The following is a 22061-nucleotide window of genomic DNA, read 5'->3' as shown; positions in this document are numbered from 1 at the left end:
TTAGTTTTTCAATTGGGCGGCAACGGCGGCGCGGCGGGTGATTTCCGCCCAATCGCCGGCATCGACCAGATCGGCCGGCGCCATCCATGAGCCGCCGACGCAGGCGACGTTGCTCAAGGCCAAATATTCCGGGGCGTTCTTCGGATTGACGCCACCGGTTGGGCAGAAGGTTACTTGCGGCAGCGGACCGCCGATCGATTTCAACATCGGAATGCCGCCGGCGGCTTCGGCCGGAAAGAATTTCATCGCGGTAATGCCTCGGTCCAACAAGCGCATCACTTCGCTCGGCGTGATGATGCCGGGCAGCAGCGGCACGTTGGTTTCCAACGCGGCGTCCAACAAGGTTTCGGTGACGCCGGGGCTGACGATGAATTCGGCGCCGGCTTCGATCGCGGCATGCAGGGTTTGCACATTGATGATGGTGCCGGCGCCGACGATCGCGCCGGGGACTTCGGCCTTGATGCGGCGAATCGCATCCAGCGCCACCGGGGTGCGCAACGTGATTTCCAGTACTTTCAGTCCGCCGTCGACCAGCGCTTTTGCCAGCGGAACGGCGCTTTCGAGATGGTTGATGACCATGACCGGCATTACCGGCGAGGTGGTCATGACTTCTTGGATGCTTACGGTCATGGTTTTAATCCTGTAGGTTGGTTTGTTGTTATTGTGTTAATCGACGTAAAACAAGTTGGTCGCGCCGGTTTCGGCGGACGAGGCGTGGGCGCGGAAGCCACCGAACAATTCCCGGCCCATGCCGAAGTGGTGGCCCTTAGCGGTATTGGCGGCGGCGACCCTGGCCTCGAATTCCGCCGGATCGACCTGGACGTTGACTTCGCCGGTCTGCGTGTTCAAAACGATGACGTCGCCGTCGCGGACCTTGGCCAGCGGACCGCCGTCCAGGCATTCCGGGCACATGTGAATCGCCGATGGCACTTTTCCGGAGGCGCCGGACATGCGGCCGTCGGTGATCAGGGCCACTTTGAAGCCTTTGTCCTGCAATACGCCCAGCGGCGGCGTCAGTTTGTGCAATTCAGGCATGCCGTTGGCTTTCGGTCCTTGGAAGCGTAACACCACGATGCAGTCTTTCTCCAACTCGCCGCGTTTGAAGGCCGCGACCACGTCATCTTGATCGTCGAAGACCACGGCCGGGGCGGTCACGACTTGATGTTGCTCGGCGACCGCCGAGATCTTCGAGACGCCGCGGCCGAGGTTGCCGTGCATCACGTTCAGGCCGCCGGTCGGTTGGAAGGGCTGGCCGACCGTGGAAATGACCGCATCGTCCTGCGAGCTCGCCGGCCCTGCTTCCCAGCGCAGTCCGGCCTCGGTCAGCTTCGGTTCCCGGCTGTATTGCGCCATGCCGCGTTCGTCGCCTATCGTCAGGATGTCGCCGTGCAGCAGGCCGTTGCACAGCAGTTCGGCGATCAAAACGCCCATGCCGCCGGCCGCTTGGAAGTGGTTGACGTCGGCCGAGCCGTTGGGATAGATCTTGGCTAGCAGCGGGATGATTTTCGACAGCTTGTCGAAGTCGTCCCAGTTGATAATCACGCCGGCGGCGCGGGCGATCGCGATCAAATGTATCGTGTGATTGGTCGATCCGCCGGTGGCCAACAGGCCGATCAACGCGTTGACGATGGCCTTTTCATCGATTGCGTGGCCTATCGGTCTGAAGTCGTTGCCGGCCGCGGTGAATTTCAAGACTTGCTTGGCGGCGGCCTTGGTCAACTCGTCGCGTAGCGGCGTGTAAGGATTGATGAAGGAGCTGCCGGGCAAGTGCAGGCCCATGATCTCGACCATCATCTGATTGCTGTTGGCGGTGCCGTAAAAGGTGCAGGTACCGGGGCTGTGGTAGGACTGCGATTCGGATTCCAGTAGCTCCTTGCGGCCGACCTTGCCTTCGGCATAGAGTTGGCGAATGCGGACCTTTTCCTTGTTGGGTAGGCCGCTGGGCATTGGGCCGGCCGGTACGAATACCGCCGGCAGATGGCCGAAACTCAGGGCGCCGATCAACAGGCCGGGGACGATCTTGTCGCAGACGCCCAGGTACAACGCGGCGTCGAACATGTTGTGGCTAAGGCCGATCGCGGTGCTCATCGCAATCACGTCCCGGCTGAACAGCGACAACTCCATGCCGGGTTGGCCTTGGGTGACGCCGTCGCACATCGCCGGTACGCCGCCGGCGAATTGGGCCACGCCGCCGGCATCGCGCACGGCTTGTTTGATCAATGCCGGAAAATCCTTATAGGGTTCGTGGGCGGACAGCATGTCGTTGTACGCCGAAATGATGCCGACATTGGGCTTTTGCGAACCGGCTAAGTCTTCCTTTTCGCCGCCGGCGCAGGCCGCGAAGCCGTGAGCCAGGTTGCCGCAGGCCAATTTGGCGCGGTGCGGGCCTTGATCGACGGCGGCTTCCAGACGGGACAAATAGGCGCCGCGGCTGTCGCGACTGCGTTCGATGATGGTTTGCGTGACTTTTTCGAGTGTGGGATGCATCGTGGTGTCCTGGTCGGAAAATAAACGTTTAACGGAATCTCAAGGTCAGCCGCATATGAGGCCCGACTGCTTTCGCTTTGGAATTGGTACCGAGCGAGCAGCGGAAATGGCTGGGTCTAAACAGAAGTCAGCACGACGGGTGGCCACGGCCTCCGGTTCAAGCGCTGTTGGTCGGTTCTATCCAAAAACGTTGCCAGCCGAGCAAGCTCGGTTCTAAATCGCGAAATTCGGAGGCAAGGTGGGGTCTGATCGCGTTGACCGCTTCCAAATCCAAATCCAAATCCAGAGCCTCTACCAGGCGCAGTTTTTTGGTAGCCAAACCGGTGGCTCGCCGGCGATTCGGCAAGCCTTTACGGGAATACGTCATCCGATACAGCCCAGTCGGCCAACTTAAAAAATCAAACGGCGGATAGGGCTCCAGCCCATGGCTTTTTAAGTCGACTTTGCGTAGCGAAACCCCGTCGGCGCGTAGCGCTTGCCGAATATCCAGAAACGTGGCGTCCAGCTGATCGACGTGTTCCAATACCGCGCGCGAAATAATGACATCGTAGCGGGCGGTTTTTCCCGACAATCCGTCGTCGGCGACGCGGGCGAAAAAGTAATCGGCTTGGTCATGACGGCCTTCAAAATCAAAAACGTATCGCTTTTCAGATTTTTACTATACACCGGTCGCCCCTTGGCTGGTTTCTCGGATTGCAGTTTTTCAGGTTACGGCGCCCAATACAACTCCACTGGCACCTTATCTTGGTGTAACAACGCTCGGATCGGCATGTCTTCGACCGGGCCGTTCTGTTGAGCCTTGCCGAAGATCGCCAATTTGTCCTCGCCGGTAAACAGGATAATGATGCGGTCGGTGTTCAGTAAGGCATTGCGGGTCAGCGTCATGCGTTCGGTGTTGGGACCGGTAATGTCGCTGGCTGTCGCCGTGATCGCCGCCGTCAGTTGGTCGTTATCCTCGCGTAGCGCATCGGCCAGGCCTTCGGCATGGGGAAACAGCGACGCGGTGTGGCCGTCCGCGCCCATGCCGACGATCGCCAGCGTGAACGGATTGGGCAGGCCGCGATAACGGGTTTCGGTTTCGGCTTGGCCGGCGGCGGCGGTCGCGGCGGCGTTTTTCATACCGACGAACTCGACGTTTTTGGCGTTATTGATTAACAGGCTGCGGCGAATCAGTGCTTCATTGCTGGCGGCGTGTTGGTCGTCGACCCAGCGCTCGTCGACGAGGCCGATCCGGATTTTTTTCCAGTTCATGTCGGCTTTGGACAAGGCTTCGTAAAGCGGCGCCGGTGTCGTGCCGCCGGAAACCAACAACGTGGCCAGACCGTGTTTGCTAATACCCTCGGCCAGAACGTCCTGACATTCGGCCGACAGCGCGGTCAGCAGGTGGGTGCGGTTTTCAAAAAAGAATTCTCTAACCATGATCTTAAAACTCTCGATGGGTGCGGTGCGTGTAATTATTCTTCCCAGGCGCGGCCGTCGCGGGCCAACAGCGCGACCGAAGCGATCGGCCCCCAACTGCCGGCCGGATAGGATTTCGGCGCGCTATGGCTATGAGCCCAGGCATCCTGGATCGAATCGACCCAGGTCCAAGCCTGTTCGATTTCCTCGCGGCTTAAAAACAGCGTTGGGTTGCCGCGCAGGGCTTCCAAAATCAGCTTTTCATAACCACCGAAGATGCTGTTTTTCTTGAAGGTTTCCGAAAAGCTCAAGTCCAGTTTGGTTTGTTGCAATTTGATGTTGCCGTCGATACCCGGCACTTTGTTCAGCATCACGACGTCCACGCCTTCGTTGGGCTGCAAGTGAATGACCAGCTTGTTGGCCGGTAGTTCGCGGAAGCTGTCCTTGAAGATGTTATGCGGCAGTTGCTTGAAATTGACGACGATTTCGGTGCGCTTGTTGGGCATGCGTTTGCCGGTACGCATGTAAAACGGCACGCCGGCCCAACGCCAATTGTCGATGTCGACCCGAATCGCCACGAAGCTTTCTGTGGTACTTTCCTTGTTGGCACCGTCTTCCTCAAGATACCCCGGTACCGCCGAGCCTTTGATGAAACCGGCCGTGTATTGGCCGCGCACGGTTTTTTCCTCGACATTGCGGACCGTGATCGGCCGTAGCGATTTCAATACCTTGATCTTTTCCATATGTATGCTTTCCGCCGACAGGTCGGCCGGCGGCTCCATCGCTACGAAGGTCAGAATTTGCAGCAAATGGTTTTGCAGCATGTCGCGGAGCTGGCCGGTCTTGTCGAAGTATTCCCAGCGGCCTTCGATACCGATGTCCTCGCCAACCGTGATTTGAATGTGGTCTATCGTGTTGTGATTCCAGTTGGTCGTGAAGATCGAATTGGCGAAACGCAACGCCAGCAGATTGAGCACGGTTTCCTTGCCCAGGTAATGGTCGATGCGATAGACCTGATCCTCGTGGAAAACATCGGCGACGACGTCATTGATTTCCTTCGAAGATTTCAAATCGTGGCCTATCGGTTTTTCCATCACCATCCGCGATTCCGGCGTCAACACGCCGCAGCTATGCAGGCCTTGGCAGATGTTCTTGAACAGAAACGGCGCGACCGCGAAATAATTGACCATCACTCGCTTTTCGGCGTCTACGGCGGTGTTCAATTGGCGGTATTGGTCGGGTTGGGTCAGGTCGATTTTCAGATACGACAGGCGTTGTGAAAAGCGTTGCCAGATTTCTTCGTTGATCGTGTTATGCAAAAAAGCGACCAGACTTTTGTGGGCAATTTCGACGAAGCCGGCACTGGTTTCTTCCAATCTGTCCACGCCGATGATGCGGGTGTCGGGCTCCAGTAGGTTGGATTTCTCCAGACGGTATAACGAGATCAGCAATTTGCGTTTAGACAAATCGCCCAGCGCGCCGTAGATCACCAAGTCGCAGGGTTTATAGGAATTGTTTTTCATTGAGGGTACCGAAAACCAAGAGAATGTGGCCGCCGACCGACCCGGCGTTCGACTCGGCTTGTGGTTCTGAATCAGCCGGCCGCGCATCGTGGCGAAAATGCCCCCATTATAATGGTTCAGGCTGGCGCCAAACAAGGCTTTCGGCTGGAGGTGCCGATTTTGCTGGGTTTGCCGGTGTGTTTGTCGCGGCGTTTCAGCCGAACATTTCGGTGGTGTAGCGCTGGATTTTTACCGTGCTCGACCAGTAGTCGGCCGGCAGGCCGGCTTTGCGTTTTAGATGGCGCAGAAATTCCACCGGGTCTGGCAGGTCCTCCCAAACCGAGGGTAGAAAAGTACCGCGCCTGCCGCCTTCGCTCAGAATCAGACCGTCGATGCCGGGCCGAAGTTGGCTGATCAGGTCCGTTTCGGATGCGAAATAGAGCGGTTCGGATGGACTCAATACCGAAATATGCAGACTCAGCCCAGCCAATTCGGCGGCCGTGACCGGCGGAAAACGCGAATCGCGGAAAGCGGCGGCATAGGCGTTCTCGGCGATATCCTCGACCAACGGCCGAGCGGCTTCCAGCCTGCCGATGCAACCGCGCAGTTGACCGTCCAGTTCCAGCGTCACGAAAGTCGCGGCCGGCCCGGTCAATTTGGCGGGATAATCCGCCAGATTGACCGGCAACGGCCGGCCATGCGCGAGGCCGTGGGCAATGGATGCTTTCGCCAGGGTCAGCAAGCAGCCGCGTTCGACGTCATTCAACGACATAGGCACCGTAACCCACGACTCTGGCTTTGTCGCCGGCGGTATCGCCGGAATTGCGTAAATCGATGGTCTTGATCGACCGGCCCGTGTCGCGCAGGAGTTTCAGCAAGCCGTTGACGCCGACCCGGCCGCAAGCGGCGTCGCCGACGATTTCCTCGTACCGTAGCGCTTCGATCAGGCGGCTGGTGTCGCGGTCTAGGCGTTGCGCGGTCGCATAGTCGTGATAATGGCTCAGGTCGGAACTGATCACCAACAAGGTTTCGTCGCCACCCCAGAGTAATTCAAGCAGGCTGGCGACCTGGGAGGGTTCCGCTTCGCCGGCGACGATCGGAATCAGCTTGAAGTCGCGAAATACTTCTTGCAAAAAGGGTAGATGCACTTCTAGGCTGTGTTCGAGGGTATGGGCCTGTTCGACGTACTCCACGAACGGCAATTGCAGTAATTGGGCTATCGCATCGCGATCGACTTCGACATCGCCCAGCGGTGTACTATAGGCGTGAGCGCGACTGACCGCCAAACCGCGAAAAGCGACTTGGTGCGACGGGCCGATCAACACGACCCTGCGGACCCGCTCGGCGGCGGGTGCCAAGCGCGCGTAAGCGGTGGCGGCGACCGGAGCGGAATAGATGTAACCGGCATGAGGGACGATGATGGCCTTGGGTACGTTGCCGCTGGAATCGGCCGCGCGCAGATAGCTGTCGACCGCATTATGCAATTGTAAGGGATCGGCCGGGTAAAAGCGGCCGGCCACTGCGGGTTTTCTGTTCATGGCTGATCCTTGTAACTGTTATTGATACGATCAGACGGGGCAAGGCGCCGAAGCGGATTGAGCCGTGTTTCAGGCTTGCGATACTCAGTATAGCCTGCTACCGACAGTGGTTTTCGATTAGGGTTCAAGGAGAACGGCGATGACGACATTCCTCGGCGGCGATACCGTCGCCACCCGCTATTGGCACGCGCTCGACGACGGTCGCGTCCAGTGCGATCTATGCCCGCGTTTTTGCAAATTGCATGAAAGCCAGCGTGGCTTGTGCTTTGTGCGGCAAAATCTGGATAGCCGCATCGTGATGACCAGCTACGGCCGCTCCAGCGGCTTCGCGGTTGATCCCATCGAAAAAAAACCGCTGAATCACTTTTTGCCGGGCTCGCCGGTACTGTCGTTCGGTACCGCCGGTTGCAATCTGGCTTGCAAGTTTTGTCAGAATTGGGACATCAGTAAATCCCGTGAGATGGATACCTTGACGCGCCGCGCCGCGCCGGAGGCTATAGCCAACGCTGCTTTGGCCCATGGCTGCCGGAGCGTGGCTTACACCTATAACGACCCGGTGATTTTCCACGAGTACGCGATCGATACCGCGCAAACTTGCCGCGACCTCGGTCTGAAATCGGTCGCGGTAACGGCGGGCTATGTATGCCCGGAGCCGCGCGTTGAGTTTTACCGATACATGGATGCCGCTAATGTAGACCTGAAAGCCTTCAGCGAAAGGTTCTACCACAAAGTCACCGGCGGTCATTTGCAAGCAGTCTTGGATACCTTATTGTATTTGCAGCACGAAACCCAGGTTTGGCTGGAATTGACGACCTTGCTGATTCCCGACGAAAACGATAGCGAAGCCGAATTGGAGGCGATGACCCAATGGGTGGTCGAACATTTGGGGCCGGAGGTGCCGATGCATTTCACCGCCTTCCATCCCGATTGGAAAATGACCGACAAGCCGCGTACGCCGTTATCTACCTTGTTACGGGCTAGGCAGATCGCGACCAAAAATGGCGTTCGTTACGCCTATGTCGGCAACGTGCACGATAAGGCCGCCGAAAGCACGTACTGCCACCAGTGCGGCGAAATGCTGATAGGCCGGGACTGGTATGTGTTGTCGGATTGGAATCTGAATGCAGCCGGATGCTGCCGATTCTGCGGCACTGTTTGCGCCGGTTTGTTCGAAGCGGCGCCCGGCGATTGGGGCGCGAAACGGATCGGGGTTAGCATTTAAATCGGCCGGTGATAAGCGCGCCGGCCGATAGCGAGGTTAGCGGTAAACGACGCCGGGCTTGCCGTCGCCGGCGACGATTTCACCGATCGTAAAAGCGGTTTCGCCTTGCCGGCCGAGAATTTCCACGGTCGCGGCTTCGTCGGCCGCCGCCACGCAAACGATCATGCCGACCCCGCAGTTGAAGGTGACCAGCATATCCTCCAGCGCTACGTTGCCTTGTTGTTGCAACCATTGAAAAGTCGCCGGGAAATCCCAACTAGTCAAGTCGATCGCGGCATTCAGACCGTTCGGCAAAACTCTAGGCAGGTTTTCGGTAATGCCGCCGCCGGTAATATGCGCCATCGCATGTACAGGGACGGACTTCAGTAATTCGAGCAAGGGTTTGACGTAGATGCGGGTCGGCGTCAGCAGCGTTTCGCCCAGCGGTTTGCCGTTGACGGTGTCGGTCCAGGTCAAGCCGCTACGCGCGACGATTTTGCGGATCAGCGAGTAGCCGTTGGAATGTGGGCCGGACGAGCCCAGCGCGATCAATTTGTCGCCGGCTTGGACTTGGCTACCGTCGATGATGCGGGACTTTTCGACGATGCCGACGCAGAAGCCGGCTAAATCGTAATCGCCGTCAGCGTACATGCCGGGCATTTCGGCGGTTTCGCCGCCGACCAGCGCCGCGCCGGCCTGCTCGCAACCCAGGCCTATGCCTTCGATCACGCTGGCGGCGGTATCGACGTCGAGTTTGCCGGTCGCGAAATAATCCAGGAAAAACAGCGGTTCGGCGCCTTGCACGATAATATCGTTGACGCACATCGCGACCAGATCGATGCCGACCGTGTCGTGAATGCCGGTGTCCAGCGCCAATTTCAATTTGGTGCCGACGCCGTCGGTGCCGGAAACCAGCACCGGCTGTTGATAGCGGTCCAGCGGCAGTTCGAACAGCGAACCGAAGCCGCCCAGCCCCGCCATCACGCCGGCGTTGCGGGTTTTGGCGGCGATGGGTTTGATGCGATCGACCAAGGCGTTTCCGGCTTCGATATCGACGCCGGCGCTTTTGTAATCCAGGCGGTCAGTGGGTTGTTCGCTCAAGGTTGGCCTCTTTAAAGTTAAGATGGAATCGACCGATATTGTACTATATTCGAAATGTGACATTGTCAGGGTGGGCTAGTGAGCGAAGCATTTAAGAAGGCCGGACGGGCCGCGGTGGCCATGGTTTTAACGGGTCTACTGGCTGTGCCGTTTGCCGAAGCGGTCGAGGTCAAGGGCTTGTACGAGATCGAGTTGGTGGCGAGGGGCCAATCCGCCGAGGATAGGACACAGGTGATCAAGCAAGGCTTGTACGCCGTGTTGAGCCGAGTGCTGGTGTCCGAAGACATTTCCAAGATTCCGGCGGTGCAACAGGCGCTGACTGGGGCGCAAAACTATGTCAAGCAATTCCAATTTTCGCTGATTTCCGCGGACGAATCGCCCGATACCGAGGCCCGTTTGGCGCGGATCGAGTTCGATGAGGATCAGGTGATGCAAGTGATGCGCGATAGCCATGTCGGCATCTGGAGCGAGATCCGCCCGGAAACGTTGGTGTGGCTAGTCGTCGATCAGGGCGGCAATCGTCAGTTTTACAATGCGGATACCATGCCGGAGCTGGAGAGTGCGCTGGCGTTCGCGGCGAAGGTCAAAGGCATTCCGATGATTTTTCCGATGCTGGACCTGGAGGAACAACAAAGAATCACGGTCAGCCAAGTGTTGAGCGCCGACTCGCGCGGTTTGTTGGCGGTTTCGGCTCGTTATGAAGTGACATCGGTCATGGCGGGGCGCATCGTCGAAAAAGGCGAATGCTGGCAGGGCGAGTGGGCGTTTTATTTCGATGGCAAGATCAAACAGTGGAACAGTCCTTGTCAGCCGTTGAAAGCGACGGCGGTAGCCGCCGCCCAGGGGGCTTACGATGTGCTTTCCAATTATTACGGCGTGAAGCCTTGAGTCAGCCGGCTATTAGGCTGTAAATCCCGTAAGCGCCGCCGTAACTGGACAGAAAATAGAACAGTGACATCACTAGCGACGCCGGCCGGTTGATCAGCAACACGTCCTTAAATATTCGAGCGATCATCAGCATATCCCAGAGGAAAAATACCGCCAACGCCGAATAGCTCAGCGCGTCCTCGGCGACAGTGACCCAAAATACGATGGGTACCAGAAAAATGCCTACCAGGTTTTCGCAGAACAAGATGGCGCTGGCTACCTGAACGTAAGTGCGAAAAGTACCGTTCAAACCCAGGACTAACGCGATAAATCCCAAGGTCAGCCCGGTTTCGATCAGGACTTCGAAGACAGTTTCCAAGTCGTCCGACATGTTGAATTTGATGAAAAACACCATGCCGAAATAAAAATAAATGTTGTACTTGAAAAAGCGTGTCGAACTGGGCAGTTCCAGCGCGGAAACATTGAGCCAGCACAGCGGGAGATAGTATCTGATCAGTTCCATGGCGGCGGGACCGTGGCGGGTTTAGCGTTCCTCGAAGGCGTAGGCGTCCAAGTCGTGCCGATATTCCTGCTGGGTATGGCTAAATTGGTCGTTCAGCGCCTGTACCAGATCCTTGCTTTGCTCGATCAAACCGGCCAGCTTCTTGCGGTTTTTTTTGTTTTTGCCGACCGGATCGGTGATCGGTAACAGCATGCGCCAGAAGCTTTGGCTCTTTTCGAATAGTGCCGCCAGATCTTCGGTCAAATTCAATTGTTTTTGGCGTTTGTGCAGTTGTTTAACGATGAACTTGGCGTGTACTCGGCTGACGATCAGATGCATCGGAGTCAGCAGCGCAATCAGCGCGATGGCGATAGCCGGGCCGATAATGGGGTCGAAGATCAGTTCCAGAATGCCGACGGCGATTTCGGCGAACAGCGCCAGCATGATGATGAAGCCGAGCACGATCAGCGTCGTCGCGTTGCAACGTTCTTTCCAAGTGGTCAGCGAGGCTTCGACTTCCGGCAGAATCACATCGTCGATGGCTCGGATGCTATCCTGCAGGGTGGCCAATACCCGGTAGGAACGGTCGCTTGCCAAGTTGGCGATTCGCTGGTCGAGCGCGGCGCCGTCGCTGTTTTGGCTCAACACCACGAACTGGCCGGTGTGTATGCCCAGTTCGGCCAAGCGGCGTTGCCAAGCATTGGCGATATCCTGGCTTTTGGCGGGGTCCAGGCCGATTTCGGAGTGATCGATCACGAATACGAATTTATTGGAGTCTTGCTGGGCAACGATTTCGGTCAGGGCGGCCTTGTTCAGTTCGGCATCGGCTTCGAACAAATCGGTGAACACCAGTACCAGATCGGAAATATCCAGTACGTATTTGCGCAGCATCGCGGTGACGGCATTTTCGGTGGTATTGCTCAGCACCGGCGTGTCGATAACCAGCTTGCCTTTCAATTTAGAGCTATTGACCGTCACCAGCTCCAGATGGCCATTGAGTTTGCCGCCCTCGCCGGGCAGGACTTGTTCCATGGCTTGGCCGATTCTGTAAAAGGGCAGGCGGTGATCGGCGTCCAGCGCGGTACCCGGCAGCGTGGCGCCGGCGGCTTGCGGCGTGTATTGCAAGACTGTGAATTTGTGGCGAACGGTGTGCAGCGGCGAGTTGAGGTATCGGGCCAGGAAGTCGGATTTGGCCGGTGAGTAACCGCCCAGCGTACTGATAACCGGCCACCAAGTGGTTTTGCGGGCGGTGCTTTCCTCGGAGTCGATCAGCCCCATGTCGAATTCGATTTGGTCCAATTCCTGGAACAATCTTGCGGTTTTTTGCAGGACCGGGTCGGCTGCCGCGAATTGTTTTTCTAGGTTTATCAGGTATTTACTTGCCGTTTTGTCCGCCATGTGCTGTGAACCTTTTTTATAAGTGGCTAGAGGTTGATCGATCGGGCGGAGTATACACCGACGACATTTAAACGGATAAAAATTCCTGGTAGGGAAGGGTGGGCGACCCTGTAAACGGGGCGCCCGGACGCGGGAAGCGAATTATTCCTTGATGTCCAATTCCTTGATTTTTCGGGTCAGCGTATTGCGGCCGTATCCTAGCAATTGAGCCGCTTCGTGTTTGCGGCCGTGGGTGTGAGTCAGCGCCGATTCGATCAGCAGGGTTTCCACCGAAGGAATGGCTTGCTTGGCGATGTCGACCTTGCCGGCGTTGAGTTGTTGCTTCACCCAGGAACGAAACTGGCTCTCCCAGTCACCTCGCTCGACTTCGCCGGCGGTCTCGGTAGCGGTTTGCATCAGTTCTGGCGGCAAATCCTCGATATGAATTTCGCGGCCCGATGCCATGACCGTCAACCAGCGGCAGGTGTTTTCCAGTTGACGGACATTGCCGGGCCACTTCAAATTACTGAGGAAGGCCTCTGCCTCGGGTTTCAAGGATTTGACCTCGGTACCCAGCTCCTTGGCGCTTTGGTATAGAAAATGCCGCATCAACAAGCCGATGTCCTGCCGACGTTCACGCAGTGGTGGGATGTGGATGCGGATAACGTTCAGCCGGTGAAATAAATCCTCGCGAAAGCGTCCCTGGGCAACCAATAACTCCAAATTTTGGTGGGTGGCGGCAATGATACGGACATTGACCTTAACCGGCGAATGTGCGCCGACCGGGTAAAATTCGTTGTCCGCCAATACCCGTAGCAAACGGGTTTGCATATCGGCGGGCATGTCGCCGATTTCATCGAGAAACAACGTGCCGTGATTGGCTTGCTCGAAACGGCCGATGCGCCGGGCCTGGGCTCCGGTAAACGCGCCTTTTTCGTGACCGAACAGCTCCGATTCCATCAGGTCTTTCGGAATCGCCGCCATATTCAGCGCGATGAAAGGCTGCTCGGCGCGTGGACTGTGCCGGTGTAAAGCCCGAGCGACCAGTTCCTTGCCCGTGCCGGATTCGCCGTTGATCAAGACGGTGATGTGCGAGCGCGCGAGTCTGCCTATGGCTCGGAACACTTCCTGCATCGCAGGCGCTTCACCGATGATCTCAGGGGTCTCTTCGTTGACTGGAGGCTCTTGAGCGACGTCGTTTTGCAACTGCTTGCTGTGAATGCAAGCGCGTTGTACCGTCTCGACCACTTCGTTGACATCGAACGGCTTGGGTAAATACTCGAATGCACCGCCGTGAAAGGCCGATACCGCGCTTTCCAAATCCGAATGCGCCGTCATGATGATGACCGGCAGATTAGGATGGTCGTGCTGTACCTTGCGCAACAGTTCGAAGCCGTCCATGCCCGGCATGCGGATATCGGTAATCAAAACATGCGGCAATTCCTTGGATAGTTCTTTCAACAAATCGGCGGCGTTGGCGAAGCAGCGCGTGACGATGCTGGCCTTTTGCAGGGCTTTTTCCAACACCCAGCGTATCGATTTGTCGTCATCGACAATCCAGACCTTATCTGGCAGTGGCATGAGATCTCTCCAAAACTCAATATTAAGATGATGGCATCAATTTCGATTCGATGCTTTTTTGCCAAGATTATCGGCTAACGGTAAATAAATAGAGAATACGGTATTGCCCGGCTCGCTTTCGCATTCGATTAAGCCGCTGTGTTGGTTAATCAAAGATTGGGCGATGGACAGGCCCAAGCCGGTACCTTCGGCCCGTCCGGTAATCATCGGGTAAAAAATCTGTCCCATTAACTCGGGTTTGATGCCCGGGCCGTTGTCGATGACGTCGATCTTCACCGCCAGCCGGTAGCGTTTACGGCCTATCGTCATGTGGCGGCGAATCCGGGTTTTCAATGTGATTCGGCCCGAGGTCTGAATCGCTTGAATGGCGTTGCGGACGATGTTCAGCAAGGCCTGGATCAACTGGTTTTTGTCGGCGAACAGTTCGGGAATGCTGGGGTCGTAATCGGTTTCCAGGCTGATGTTATTACCGGCTTCCACGGCGACCAGTTGACGAACACGCTCCAATATTTCGTGGATGTTCAACAAACTTTTATGGGCCGGTTTATTGGGTCCCAGCATCTTGTCCATAAGCTCTTGCAAACGGTCCGATTCGGCAATGATGATCTGGGTATATTCCTTCAGTTCCGGGTCGTGCAATTCCAAATCCAGCAGTTGAGCCGCGCCGCGAAGTCCGCCCAGCGGGTTCTTGATTTCGTGCGCCAGTCCGCGCACCAACATCCGGCTGGTATTTTGCTGCGCCAGCAGTTGCTCCTCTTTGGTAATACGTAAATGCCTGTCGACTTGCTGAAGCTCGATCAGGATTTCGTTCAACTGACCGTCTTCCAGTAACGGCGTGGCACTAAGATTGACGGTGATGGATTGGCTCATCCGCTCCAGTATCAATTCTCTGTCTACCAACGGTTCGTGCTGATGTAGGCGCTGCATCAAATCGGTAAACAAGCCGTGATGTCCGATTTTAAAAAGCTTCTGGGCCGGATTGCCGAGCAAATGCTTAGCGCTATCGGCGAACAGCATTTCGCCGGCCGGATTAATGTAGGTCAGCAGTAAATCCCTGTCGAACATCAGGATGGCTTCGTTCAGGTGATCGAGGATTTTTTTGTACACGGTGTTATTGGATTCTCCTGTCGGCTACGTTTATACAGCAATATACGAGCCATATCCGGATCAAGAATGTGAGGGTAATGATCAGGTGATTGGCCAAGTGGTGCATGGGTTCCAAGTATTGCGTTTGAGGAGTTTATCGGCCCGTTAATGTGGTCGATTTTCTTTAAATACCGGCGTCGCTTGCGCACCAAATACCAGCGTTTTTTGCTCTCGGATGTCTGGGATCGAAATCGACTTTGCAACGGATAGGCAAAGACCGCTAAGCTCGAGCAGTTGAGAAGTTCAAGGTCAAATCCCTGGATAACTTGTACCCAACCGCTTGCTGCGGTGATTTGCTAACCAAAACTCAGGGACGTTTTGCAATTTAGCGCTGTTTTTTTGCAAATCGCGGGATCTTCGATGGCTTGAAATTAGGGTGAATCCTTAACAACTGCTGTCTTCGCCGGTCTCTACATTGTTGGTGATTAGGACCCGCTAGATTCAACGAGTCTAGTGACAGTGGTGCTGAAGCTCAAAGGCAATGCTAATGTTGCCGAGCTTCGTCGTGGCGAAGCGCGAACGGAAATTCCGAATTAGCCAAAAAGCACAATTTTGGTGCGTTGGTTTGGGTTATAACACTAAATGGCCGCGGTCGACGCGAAAATGCGGTAAGCCACTATCGGTCCGGGTATCTCCCTACTAAAGTTAAACAAACAGTCGTCCCACTAGCTACCTTTAGAGACGAACGCCTGGTGTCGGCCGAGCTTGTTTAGTGCGTAATAGGTTGAGCAATGCACCAATGTGGTTCGTTCTGGCGATCGTTTTAATTGTGGGCCGCCCGGTCTAACAAAGCAGGTGTCAGCCGGATGTCCGCGCGGCTTCAAAGCGTGAGTGCGTAATCGACAATCAGGGGTGCGTGATCGCTGAAGCGTTCGAGTTTGTAGACCGAGACCTTACTGGCGGTATTTGCCAGCGTTGGAGTGGCAATCTGGTAATCGATGCGCCAACCTACGTTTTTAGTCCAAGCTTGGCCGCGATTGCTCCACCATGTATAGCAGGACTCAGTAGCGTCGGGTTCCAAGTATCGGTGGACGTCGACCCAACCCTGCTCGCCAAGAACCTTTCCGATCCAGGCCCTTTCTTCGGGAAGGAAGCCGGAGTTCTTTTTATTGCCTCTCCAGTTTTTCAAATCGATGGCCTGATGAGCGATATTCCAGTCGCCACAGACGATAACGTGTCGCCCGCTGGCCCGAAGCTGCGCCAAATGGGGGTATAAGCGGTCCATAACGCTGAATTTGATCGCTTGGCGTTGTTCGCCGCTCGATCCCGAGGGCAAATAGAGTGAAATCACGGACAGGTTTTTGACTCGGATTTCCAGATAACGGCCTTCGCTGTCGATATCGGCGTAGCCAAGGCCGGTGATGATCGTTTCAGCGGGAAGTTTGCTGTAGATGCCAACGCCGCTGTAACCTTTTTTCTCCGCGTAATGAAAATAACCGTGATATCCGGTCGGATTCGCCATGGTTGCTGTTAGGTCGGCGGCTTGAGCCTTTAACTCCTGCAAGCATACAAAGTCGGCATTTTGCGCGCATAGCCAATCATAAAAGCCTTTGCGGTCGGCGGAGCGAATGCCGTTAAGGTTGATCGAAATGATCCGCATAAGACGTTCAAATAGTTGAAGGGTCTGTCGAAACAAAAAACCCCGCGAAGCTTTGCAACTTGCGGGGTTCCGGGAAGGTGCGGGACTGTCAGAAACAGTCCTACCTCTTACAAGCTGTAGTACATGTCCAGCTCAACAGGGTGAGTGCTCATGCGCAGACGGGTAACGTCTTGTTTTTTCAGCTCGATGTAGCCGTCGATGACGTCGTCGGTGAAAACGCCGCCCCGGGTCAGGAACTCGCGGTCGGCATCCAGTGCGGCTAATGCTTCGTCCAGAGAGAACGAGACTTGCGGAATGGCTTTTTCCTCTTCCGGCGGCAAGTCGTACAAGTCTTTATCCATCGCTTCACCTGGGTGAATTTTGTTTTGGATACCGTCAAGACCGGCCATCAACATGGCGGAGAATGCCAAGTAAGGGTTAGCGGTTGAGTCCGGGAAACGTACTTCGATACGACGACCTTTAGGGTTGTTAACGTACGGAATACGGATCGAAGCCGAACGGTTGCGAGCGGAATAAGCCAACATAACCGGCGCTTCGAATCCTGGAACCAGACGTTTGTAACTGTTGGTTGAAGCGTTGGTGATCGCGTTCAAGGCTTTAGCGTGTTTGATGATGCCGCCGATATAATACAGCGCGGTTTCGGACAGGCCGCCGTACAGATTGCCGGTGAACAGGTTGACGCCGCCTTTCGCCAGCGATTGGTGAACGTGCATGCCGCTACCGTTGTCCCCGACCAGCGGTTTCGGCATGAAGGTCGCGGTTTTGCCGTAAGCGTGGGCGATATTGGCGACCACGTATTTCAGTTCCAACACTTCGTCGGCTTTTTTAACCAGCGTGTTGAATTTAGCGCCGATTTCGCACTGACCCGCAGTCGCTACTTCGTGGTGGTGGACTTCGACGGTTTGGCCCATTTCTTCCAGAACCAAACACATAGCCGAACGCATGTCTTGGAAAGAGTCGACCGGCGGAACCGGGAAGTAGCCGCCTTTGATACCAGGGCGATGGCCAATGTTGCCGTTTTCGTAGACTTTCGCCGAGTTCCAGCCGGCTTCCTCGGAGTCGATTTGATAAGAGCAGCCGCCCATGCCGGTGCTCCAACGTACGTCGTCGAAAATGAAGAATTCGTTTTCAGGACCAAACAGCGCGGTGTCTGCGATGCCGGTGGACTGCATATAGGCTTCGGCGCGTTTTGCAATCGAGCGCGGATCGCGCGCGTAACCTTGCATGTCTTTGGGTTCGATGATGTCGCAACGCAAGATCAGGGTTTTGTCGTCGAAGAAGGGGTCGATTTTAGCAGTGCTGGCGTCCGGCATCAGAATCATGTCCGATTCGTTGATGTGTTTCCAGCCTGCGATTGACGAACCGTCAAACATATTGCCTTCTTCGAAAGTGTCTTCGTCGATGGTGTGCGCAGGGAAGGTGACGTGCTGCTCTTTTCCGCGAGTGTCGCAAAAACGGAAATCGACGAATTTAACGTCGTTTTCTTGGATTAATTTCAGGACGTGATCAACAGACATTGGAAAAAGTCTCCTAGTTTTAGTTGTAGTGGATTGAGGTGCTAAATCGACTGTAACGATACCATCAAAGGCTCTAAAGAGCTATAACAAACAAAGCCTCCAGGACGTTTTCGATAACGTGCTGGAGGCGTTTGTATCGCGCTGCTGGGGGCAAAATAGTGGATTAGAAAATGATTACGGCGTCGGCGGTAAACAGGACTTGATCGTGGCTATTGCCGCCGGCGAAAGCTTTGGCTTGATCGCTGTGATCCCAGCGAACGTTTGGACGAAGATTCAGCCATTTCGCGGGCTTGTAGCTCAAGCCGGCAGTCAGTTCGTAGTATCCGCTACCTTGGCTGAGCAACGAAGGATCGTTTTGATAGTACGATGCCCAAGACGCGTTGTTGCAAGCGTAATTGGAGCCGTCCGGTTGCGCTCCGGCTACACAGCGGCCAGGGCCGTTAATCCTGAATCCGTTATTGTCTCGGAACCATTCCGCGCGAAGACCGGCGGACAGTTTGTCGTTAATATCGTAAATCAAATACTGATTTATGCCGTACCATTCCGCGTTCTGCGTCGCAAGACCCGCCCTCGCGCCATTGCCTGTAAACACGTTATCCGCGAAACCATGGTCGTGTTGAATGATGTAATGCAATTTGTCGGTAAAGTTGTGTTTGCCCACCAAGCTGTACATCGCCCATTTGGAGCTGTTCACTTCGGACTGTTCGCCAGCGGTTGAAGTCAGTGCCAACGAAGTGCCGGCGTCGTCGCTGGTCCAGGTTACGCCGCCCAGGAAGGACCAGTTGCCAACATTTTTATTGAAGTTGCCGTCCCAGCCGCCCGTGCCGCTGCCGGTTACGGCGCCAGCCGATACAGCCCAGTTTGGGTTGACTGTATAGCTAGCCAGAACGCCGGTGTGCGTGAAAGGTTCGCCATATTGCATGGTGTAGGGCTTAGTGACGAAGAAATTGTCGGGCGATGTGACCACTTCATAACCGATTGGGGTGTAGAAATGTCCGACTTTGACGTCGATACCGTTTCCAATCGGCAAATTCAGTTCTGCGTAAGCTTGAGGCAAGGCGATGCCGTAAAAGCGGTCGTCGGTTAAATACAAGTCCCAATCGCCGCGACCGCCGGTTGATAATGCCGTGGTGGGGTCGAAAGAAGGATTGCCGTACGCCTGGGTAAAGATGGCGTCGGTACCGTACATAAAGTCGGCGCGGCCACCGATGTCGAAAGCATCGCCGCCTACGGTTACGGCTTTCTGCAAATATACGTAAAGCTGGTTGAGTTGGACTTCAGCGGTTCTATCATTGAAGGTCACAGGGCCGTTATAAGCGTCGTGAGTCGCGTTCAAATTGGCGCCGACACTGGTTTCCAGCCAACCGCCGATTTTCAGATTGTGATCTTTCATGAATTTAGCTTCATTCGGGTCTATGCCCGCGGCTCCGAGCAGGCCGGAGGCTTCCGTCCAGCTCTCGGCGCCGGCCGAAGCGCTGCATAGCGCCAAAATGCCAGCAACGTAAGTTCGGCGAGATTGGAAGTGGTGTTTCATGATGGTATTCCCCTTTTCTAGTTGGTACTCGAAAGTTTATTAAGCAGTTTTTAGGCCAAGTCTCATGCTTTGGAAATCAAGGAGATAGCGGGCGTTGGCCAGGTATTTTTGAGTGGATTTGGTGCAAAAATCGTTGTTTGCACTGTCGTGGTGCTTGGGTGGTCGCGATAGCGGTCCTGCAAGCTAATGCTTAGTTTAGCGCCACTTAGCGTGTTTGCTTAACATTTTTAGTGAGCATTTGTTTGGAAATGGTGCGCTACATGAACCTTCGCACCATCTGGGTGCGATTCTCTGAGGGATTTTAATGTTTTAAGCAAATTATGCTTAAAAAACATGGATATAAATACTGGCATATATTCTGCTTTGGCTGAGTTGGGAATTTACTAACTCAAGCAACGAGGTGTTGAACTATGAAACTGATAACAGCGGTTGTAAAACCGTTCAAGCTCGATGACGTGCGGGAAGCGTTATCGGATATCGGCGTTTCCGGTGTGACGGTAACCGAGGTTAAGGGATTCGGCAGGCAAAAAGGCCACACCGAACTGTATCGCGGCGCTGAATACGTCGTGGATTTTCTGCCCAAGGCCAAAATCGAGGTGGCAGTGGCCGACGCGTTGCTGGATCAGGCGGTGGAAGCCATCGTAAAAGTCGCCAATACCGGAAAGATCGGCGACGGCAAGATTTTCGTGACTAATTTGGAGCAGGTCGTCCGGATCAGAACCGGCGAATCCGGCGAAGAAGCACTTTAAACCTAGACCATGGGGACTAAGCAAATGAGATATGTAGCAGGCATGGCGCTGTTGGCGCTGTTGGGCTTCTCGGGGATCGCCGGCGCGGAAGAAGCGGCGGCACCGGCCGTTCAAGCCACCGTGAACAAGGGCGATACTGCCTGGATGATTGTTGCCACGGTATTGGTCGCGTTGATGGTCATTCCCGGTTTGGCATTGTTTTACGGCGGCATGGTGCGAGCCAAAAACATGTTGTCGATTCTGATGCAAGTGTTCGTGATCTTTTCGTTATCGGCCATTTTGTGGGCGGTTTACGGGTATAGCGTGGCGTTTACCGAAGGCAACGCGTTTTTTGGCGGTTTCAGCAAGGCCTTTCTGTCCGGTATCACGCCGGATTCGATGGCGGCGACCTTTAGCAAGGGCGTGTACGTGCCGGAATACATTTATGTCGCTTTTCAGCTGACCTTTTCGGCGATTACTCCGGCGCTAATAATCGGCGCCTTCGCCGAGCGCGTGAAGTTCTCGGCGGTGCTGTTGTTTACGGTAATCTGGTTCAGCATTTGTTATTTACCGATGGCGCACATGGTTTGGTACTGGGCCGGTCCGGACGCATATACAGACGCGACTGCGGCCGAAGCAGCGGGAGCCACGGCCGGTTTCTTGTTCCAAAAAGGCGCGCTGGACTTCGCCGGCGGCACCGTTGTGCATATCAACGCCGGCATGGCCGGTTTGGTCGGCTGTCTGCTGATCGGCAAACGCATCGGCTACGGCAAGGAATTCATCGCGCCGCATAGCGTAACGATGAACATGATCGGCGCTTCGTTGTTGTGGATCGGTTGGTTCGGTTTCAACGCCGGTTCCAACTTGGAAGCCAACGGTCTGGCTGCATTGGTTTTCGTTAACACGCTACTGGCTGCCGCAGCCGCGACCTTGTCCTGGATGGTCATGGAATGGCTGGTGCGCGGCAAGCCCAGCATGTTGGGCGCGACTTCCGGCGCCGTGGCCGGTCTGGTTGCGATCACCCCGGCTTGCGGTTGGGCGGGGCCGATGGGTTCGATCGCGCTGGGCTTCGTTGTCGGCGCGGTGTGCTTCTGGTCGGTGACTCGCTTGAAACATGCGCTGAACTATGACGACTCGTTGGACGCCTTCGGCGTACACGGTGTTGGCGGCATCGTCGGCGCCTTGGGGACCGGCATCGTCGCCAGCCCGGCACTGGGCGGTACCGGCGTGTGGGATTATGTCGCCAACGCGGTAGCGGAATACGACATGTTGACGCAAGTCACCAGCCAAGCCTGGGGCGTGGGTGTCGCGATTGTCTGGTCCGGCATTGCATCGTTCGTGGCATTCAAAATCGCCGACGTGGCGGTGGGTCTGCGCGTCAACGAAGCGACCGAGCGCGAAGGTTTGGACGTGACCGAGCACGGCGAAACGGCTTATCACATTTAAGCTATCGAGATTGCTGATTAACAAGGAAAAAACGGACCGTCGGTCAGGGCGGTCCGTTTTTGCTATCATTAAAAGCACCTTTCCGGTGCTTGAGCCGGTAAATTGTAGGTTAGCCTGGAATTATTTATGATTGGCGGTAGCCTTCCGACACAGCAAATTATTCATTCGAATTTGGGGATAGCATGAAACTCATTACAGCGATTATCAAACCGTTCAAACTGGACGACGTCAGGGAAGCCTTGTCCGAGATCGGCGTGGCCGGCGTGACCGCCACCGAGGTCAAAGGTTTTGGACGGCAAAAAGGCCACACCGAGCTTTATCGGGGTGCCGAATATGTGGTTGATTTCTTGCCCAAAGTGAAGCTGGAGATAGCCGTGGCCGACAATGTGGTCGACCGGGCCGTCGAGGCGATCGTCAAAGCCGCCAACACCGGAAAAATCGGCGACGGCAAGATCTTCGTCAGCAGTCTCGAACAAATTATCCGAATCAGAACCGGAGAAACCGGGGAAGACGCGATTTAGATTTTCCCAGCGGGT

The 22061-nt window shown here is 55.5% G+C and carries 20 protein-coding genes; 5 read left to right on the top strand and 15 right to left on the bottom strand.

What is annotated here, in order from left to right; genetic code table 11:
- From ACQE3D_RS15300 to amrB, 7 genes are all read right to left on the bottom strand, one after another.
- Nucleotides 1-630, bottom strand: a complete 630-nt coding sequence (locus tag ACQE3D_RS15300; RefSeq protein WP_313729845.1) for a bifunctional 4-hydroxy-2-oxoglutarate aldolase/2-dehydro-3-deoxy-phosphogluconate aldolase — start codon at nt 628-630, stop codon at nt 1-3.
- A 36-nt stretch (nt 631-666) separates the two neighbouring features.
- On the bottom strand, nt 667-2487 hold the full coding sequence (edd, locus tag ACQE3D_RS15295) for a phosphogluconate dehydratase (protein WP_313729846.1): 1821 nt from the start codon (nt 2485-2487) through the stop codon (nt 667-669).
- Nucleotides 2488-2644: 157 nt separating this feature from the next.
- Nucleotides 2645-3058 carry a hypothetical protein gene (locus ACQE3D_RS15290; RefSeq protein WP_313729847.1) on the bottom strand — a complete coding sequence of 138 codons (414 nt, stop codon included), beginning with the start codon at nt 3056-3058 and terminating at the stop codon, nt 2645-2647.
- Nucleotides 3059-3195: 137 nt separating this feature from the next.
- Nucleotides 3196-3906, bottom strand: a complete 711-nt coding sequence (gene pgl, locus ACQE3D_RS15285; RefSeq protein ID WP_064024299.1) for a 6-phosphogluconolactonase — start codon at nt 3904-3906, stop codon at nt 3196-3198.
- A 35-nt stretch (nt 3907-3941) separates the two neighbouring features.
- Nucleotides 3942-5408, bottom strand: coding sequence for a glucose-6-phosphate dehydrogenase (zwf, locus tag ACQE3D_RS15280; protein ID WP_313729848.1), 1467 nt, complete (start codon nt 5406-5408; stop codon nt 3942-3944).
- Between the two features lie 193 nt (nt 5409-5601).
- Nucleotides 5602-6159 (bottom strand): AmmeMemoRadiSam system protein A, encoded by a 558-nt coding sequence (gene amrA, locus ACQE3D_RS15275; protein ID WP_313729849.1) that lies wholly within the window; start codon nt 6157-6159, stop codon nt 5602-5604.
- The gene (gene amrB, locus ACQE3D_RS15270; RefSeq protein ID WP_313729850.1) at nt 6146-6925 is read right to left on the bottom strand and encodes an AmmeMemoRadiSam system protein B; all 780 of its coding nucleotides are present in this window, start codon (nt 6923-6925) and stop codon (nt 6146-6148) included. The genes amrA and amrB overlap by 14 nt, the downstream gene beginning before the upstream one ends.
- Nucleotides 6926-7064: 139 nt before the next feature.
- Here amrB and amrS point away from each other — a divergent pair, with 139 nt between their 5' ends.
- Nucleotides 7065-8147, top strand: a complete 1083-nt coding sequence (gene amrS / locus ACQE3D_RS15265; protein ID WP_313729851.1) for an AmmeMemoRadiSam system radical SAM enzyme — start codon at nt 7065-7067, stop codon at nt 8145-8147.
- Nucleotides 8148-8183: 36 nt separating this feature from the next.
- On the opposite strand, the gene purM is transcribed toward amrS, so the two are convergent.
- Nucleotides 8184-9227, bottom strand: a complete 1044-nt coding sequence (gene purM, locus ACQE3D_RS15260; RefSeq protein WP_313729852.1) for a phosphoribosylformylglycinamidine cyclo-ligase — start codon at nt 9225-9227, stop codon at nt 8184-8186.
- A gap of 78 nt (nt 9228-9305) precedes the next feature.
- On the opposite strand from purM, the gene ACQE3D_RS15255 reads away from it, so the two are divergent.
- Nucleotides 9306-10115: a DUF2066 domain-containing protein gene (locus ACQE3D_RS15255; protein WP_071157606.1), complete on the top strand. Its 810-nt coding sequence runs from the start codon at nt 9306-9308 to the stop codon at nt 10113-10115.
- A 1-nt stretch (nt 10116) separates the two neighbouring features.
- On the opposite strand, the gene ACQE3D_RS15250 is transcribed toward ACQE3D_RS15255, so the two are convergent.
- The 7 genes from ACQE3D_RS15250 to ACQE3D_RS15220 all read right to left on the bottom strand — a co-directional run bounded on the left by ACQE3D_RS15250 (nt 10117) and on the right by ACQE3D_RS15220 (nt 19351).
- Nucleotides 10117-10617 carry a hypothetical protein gene (locus tag ACQE3D_RS15250; protein ID WP_313729853.1) on the bottom strand — a complete coding sequence of 167 codons (501 nt, stop codon included), beginning with the start codon at nt 10615-10617 and terminating at the stop codon, nt 10117-10119.
- Between the two features lie 21 nt (nt 10618-10638).
- A complete protein-coding gene (locus ACQE3D_RS15245; protein WP_281020780.1) occupies nt 10639-11994 on the bottom strand; it encodes a hypothetical protein in 1356 nt (451 codons plus the stop codon).
- A 141-nt stretch (nt 11995-12135) separates the two neighbouring features.
- The gene (gene ntrC / locus ACQE3D_RS15240) at nt 12136-13554 is read right to left on the bottom strand and encodes a nitrogen regulation protein NR(I) (protein ID WP_064024315.1); all 1419 of its coding nucleotides are present in this window, start codon (nt 13552-13554) and stop codon (nt 12136-12138) included.
- A gap of 36 nt (nt 13555-13590) precedes the next feature.
- A complete protein-coding gene (glnL, locus tag ACQE3D_RS15235) occupies nt 13591-14661 on the bottom strand; it encodes a nitrogen regulation protein NR(II) (protein WP_168029751.1) in 1071 nt (356 codons plus the stop codon).
- An 859-nt stretch (nt 14662-15520) separates the two neighbouring features.
- Nucleotides 15521-16300, bottom strand: a complete 780-nt coding sequence (locus tag ACQE3D_RS15230) for an exodeoxyribonuclease III (RefSeq protein WP_313729854.1) — start codon at nt 16298-16300, stop codon at nt 15521-15523.
- Nucleotides 16301-16407: 107 nt separating this feature from the next.
- Nucleotides 16408-17817, bottom strand: a complete 1410-nt coding sequence (gene glnA / locus ACQE3D_RS15225) for a glutamate--ammonia ligase (protein ID WP_064024321.1) — start codon at nt 17815-17817, stop codon at nt 16408-16410.
- A gap of 163 nt (nt 17818-17980) precedes the next feature.
- On the bottom strand, nt 17981-19351 hold the full coding sequence (locus tag ACQE3D_RS15220) for a porin (protein ID WP_313729855.1): 1371 nt from the start codon (nt 19349-19351) through the stop codon (nt 17981-17983).
- A gap of 410 nt (nt 19352-19761) precedes the next feature.
- Here ACQE3D_RS15220 and ACQE3D_RS15215 point away from each other — a divergent pair, with 410 nt between their 5' ends.
- The 3 genes from ACQE3D_RS15215 (at nt 19762) to ACQE3D_RS15205 (ending at nt 22046) form a co-directional block, all read left to right on the top strand.
- Nucleotides 19762-20100, top strand: a complete 339-nt coding sequence (locus ACQE3D_RS15215) for a P-II family nitrogen regulator (protein WP_064024325.1) — start codon at nt 19762-19764, stop codon at nt 20098-20100.
- A gap of 24 nt (nt 20101-20124) precedes the next feature.
- Complete coding sequence (locus tag ACQE3D_RS15210) at nt 20125-21525, top strand: ammonium transporter (RefSeq protein ID WP_064024328.1); 1401 nt, start codon at nt 20125-20127, stop codon at nt 21523-21525.
- A 182-nt stretch (nt 21526-21707) separates the two neighbouring features.
- Nucleotides 21708-22046, top strand: coding sequence for a P-II family nitrogen regulator (locus ACQE3D_RS15205; protein WP_064024330.1), 339 nt, complete (start codon nt 21708-21710; stop codon nt 22044-22046).
- Nucleotides 22047-22061 lie beyond the last annotated feature (15 nt).

This window comes from Methylomonas sp. MS20, assembly GCF_050275925.1.
GTDB lineage: Bacteria > Pseudomonadota > Gammaproteobacteria > Methylococcales > Methylomonadaceae > Methylomonas > Methylomonas koyamae_A.
This window is presented reverse-complemented; position numbering and strand designations above follow the sequence as displayed.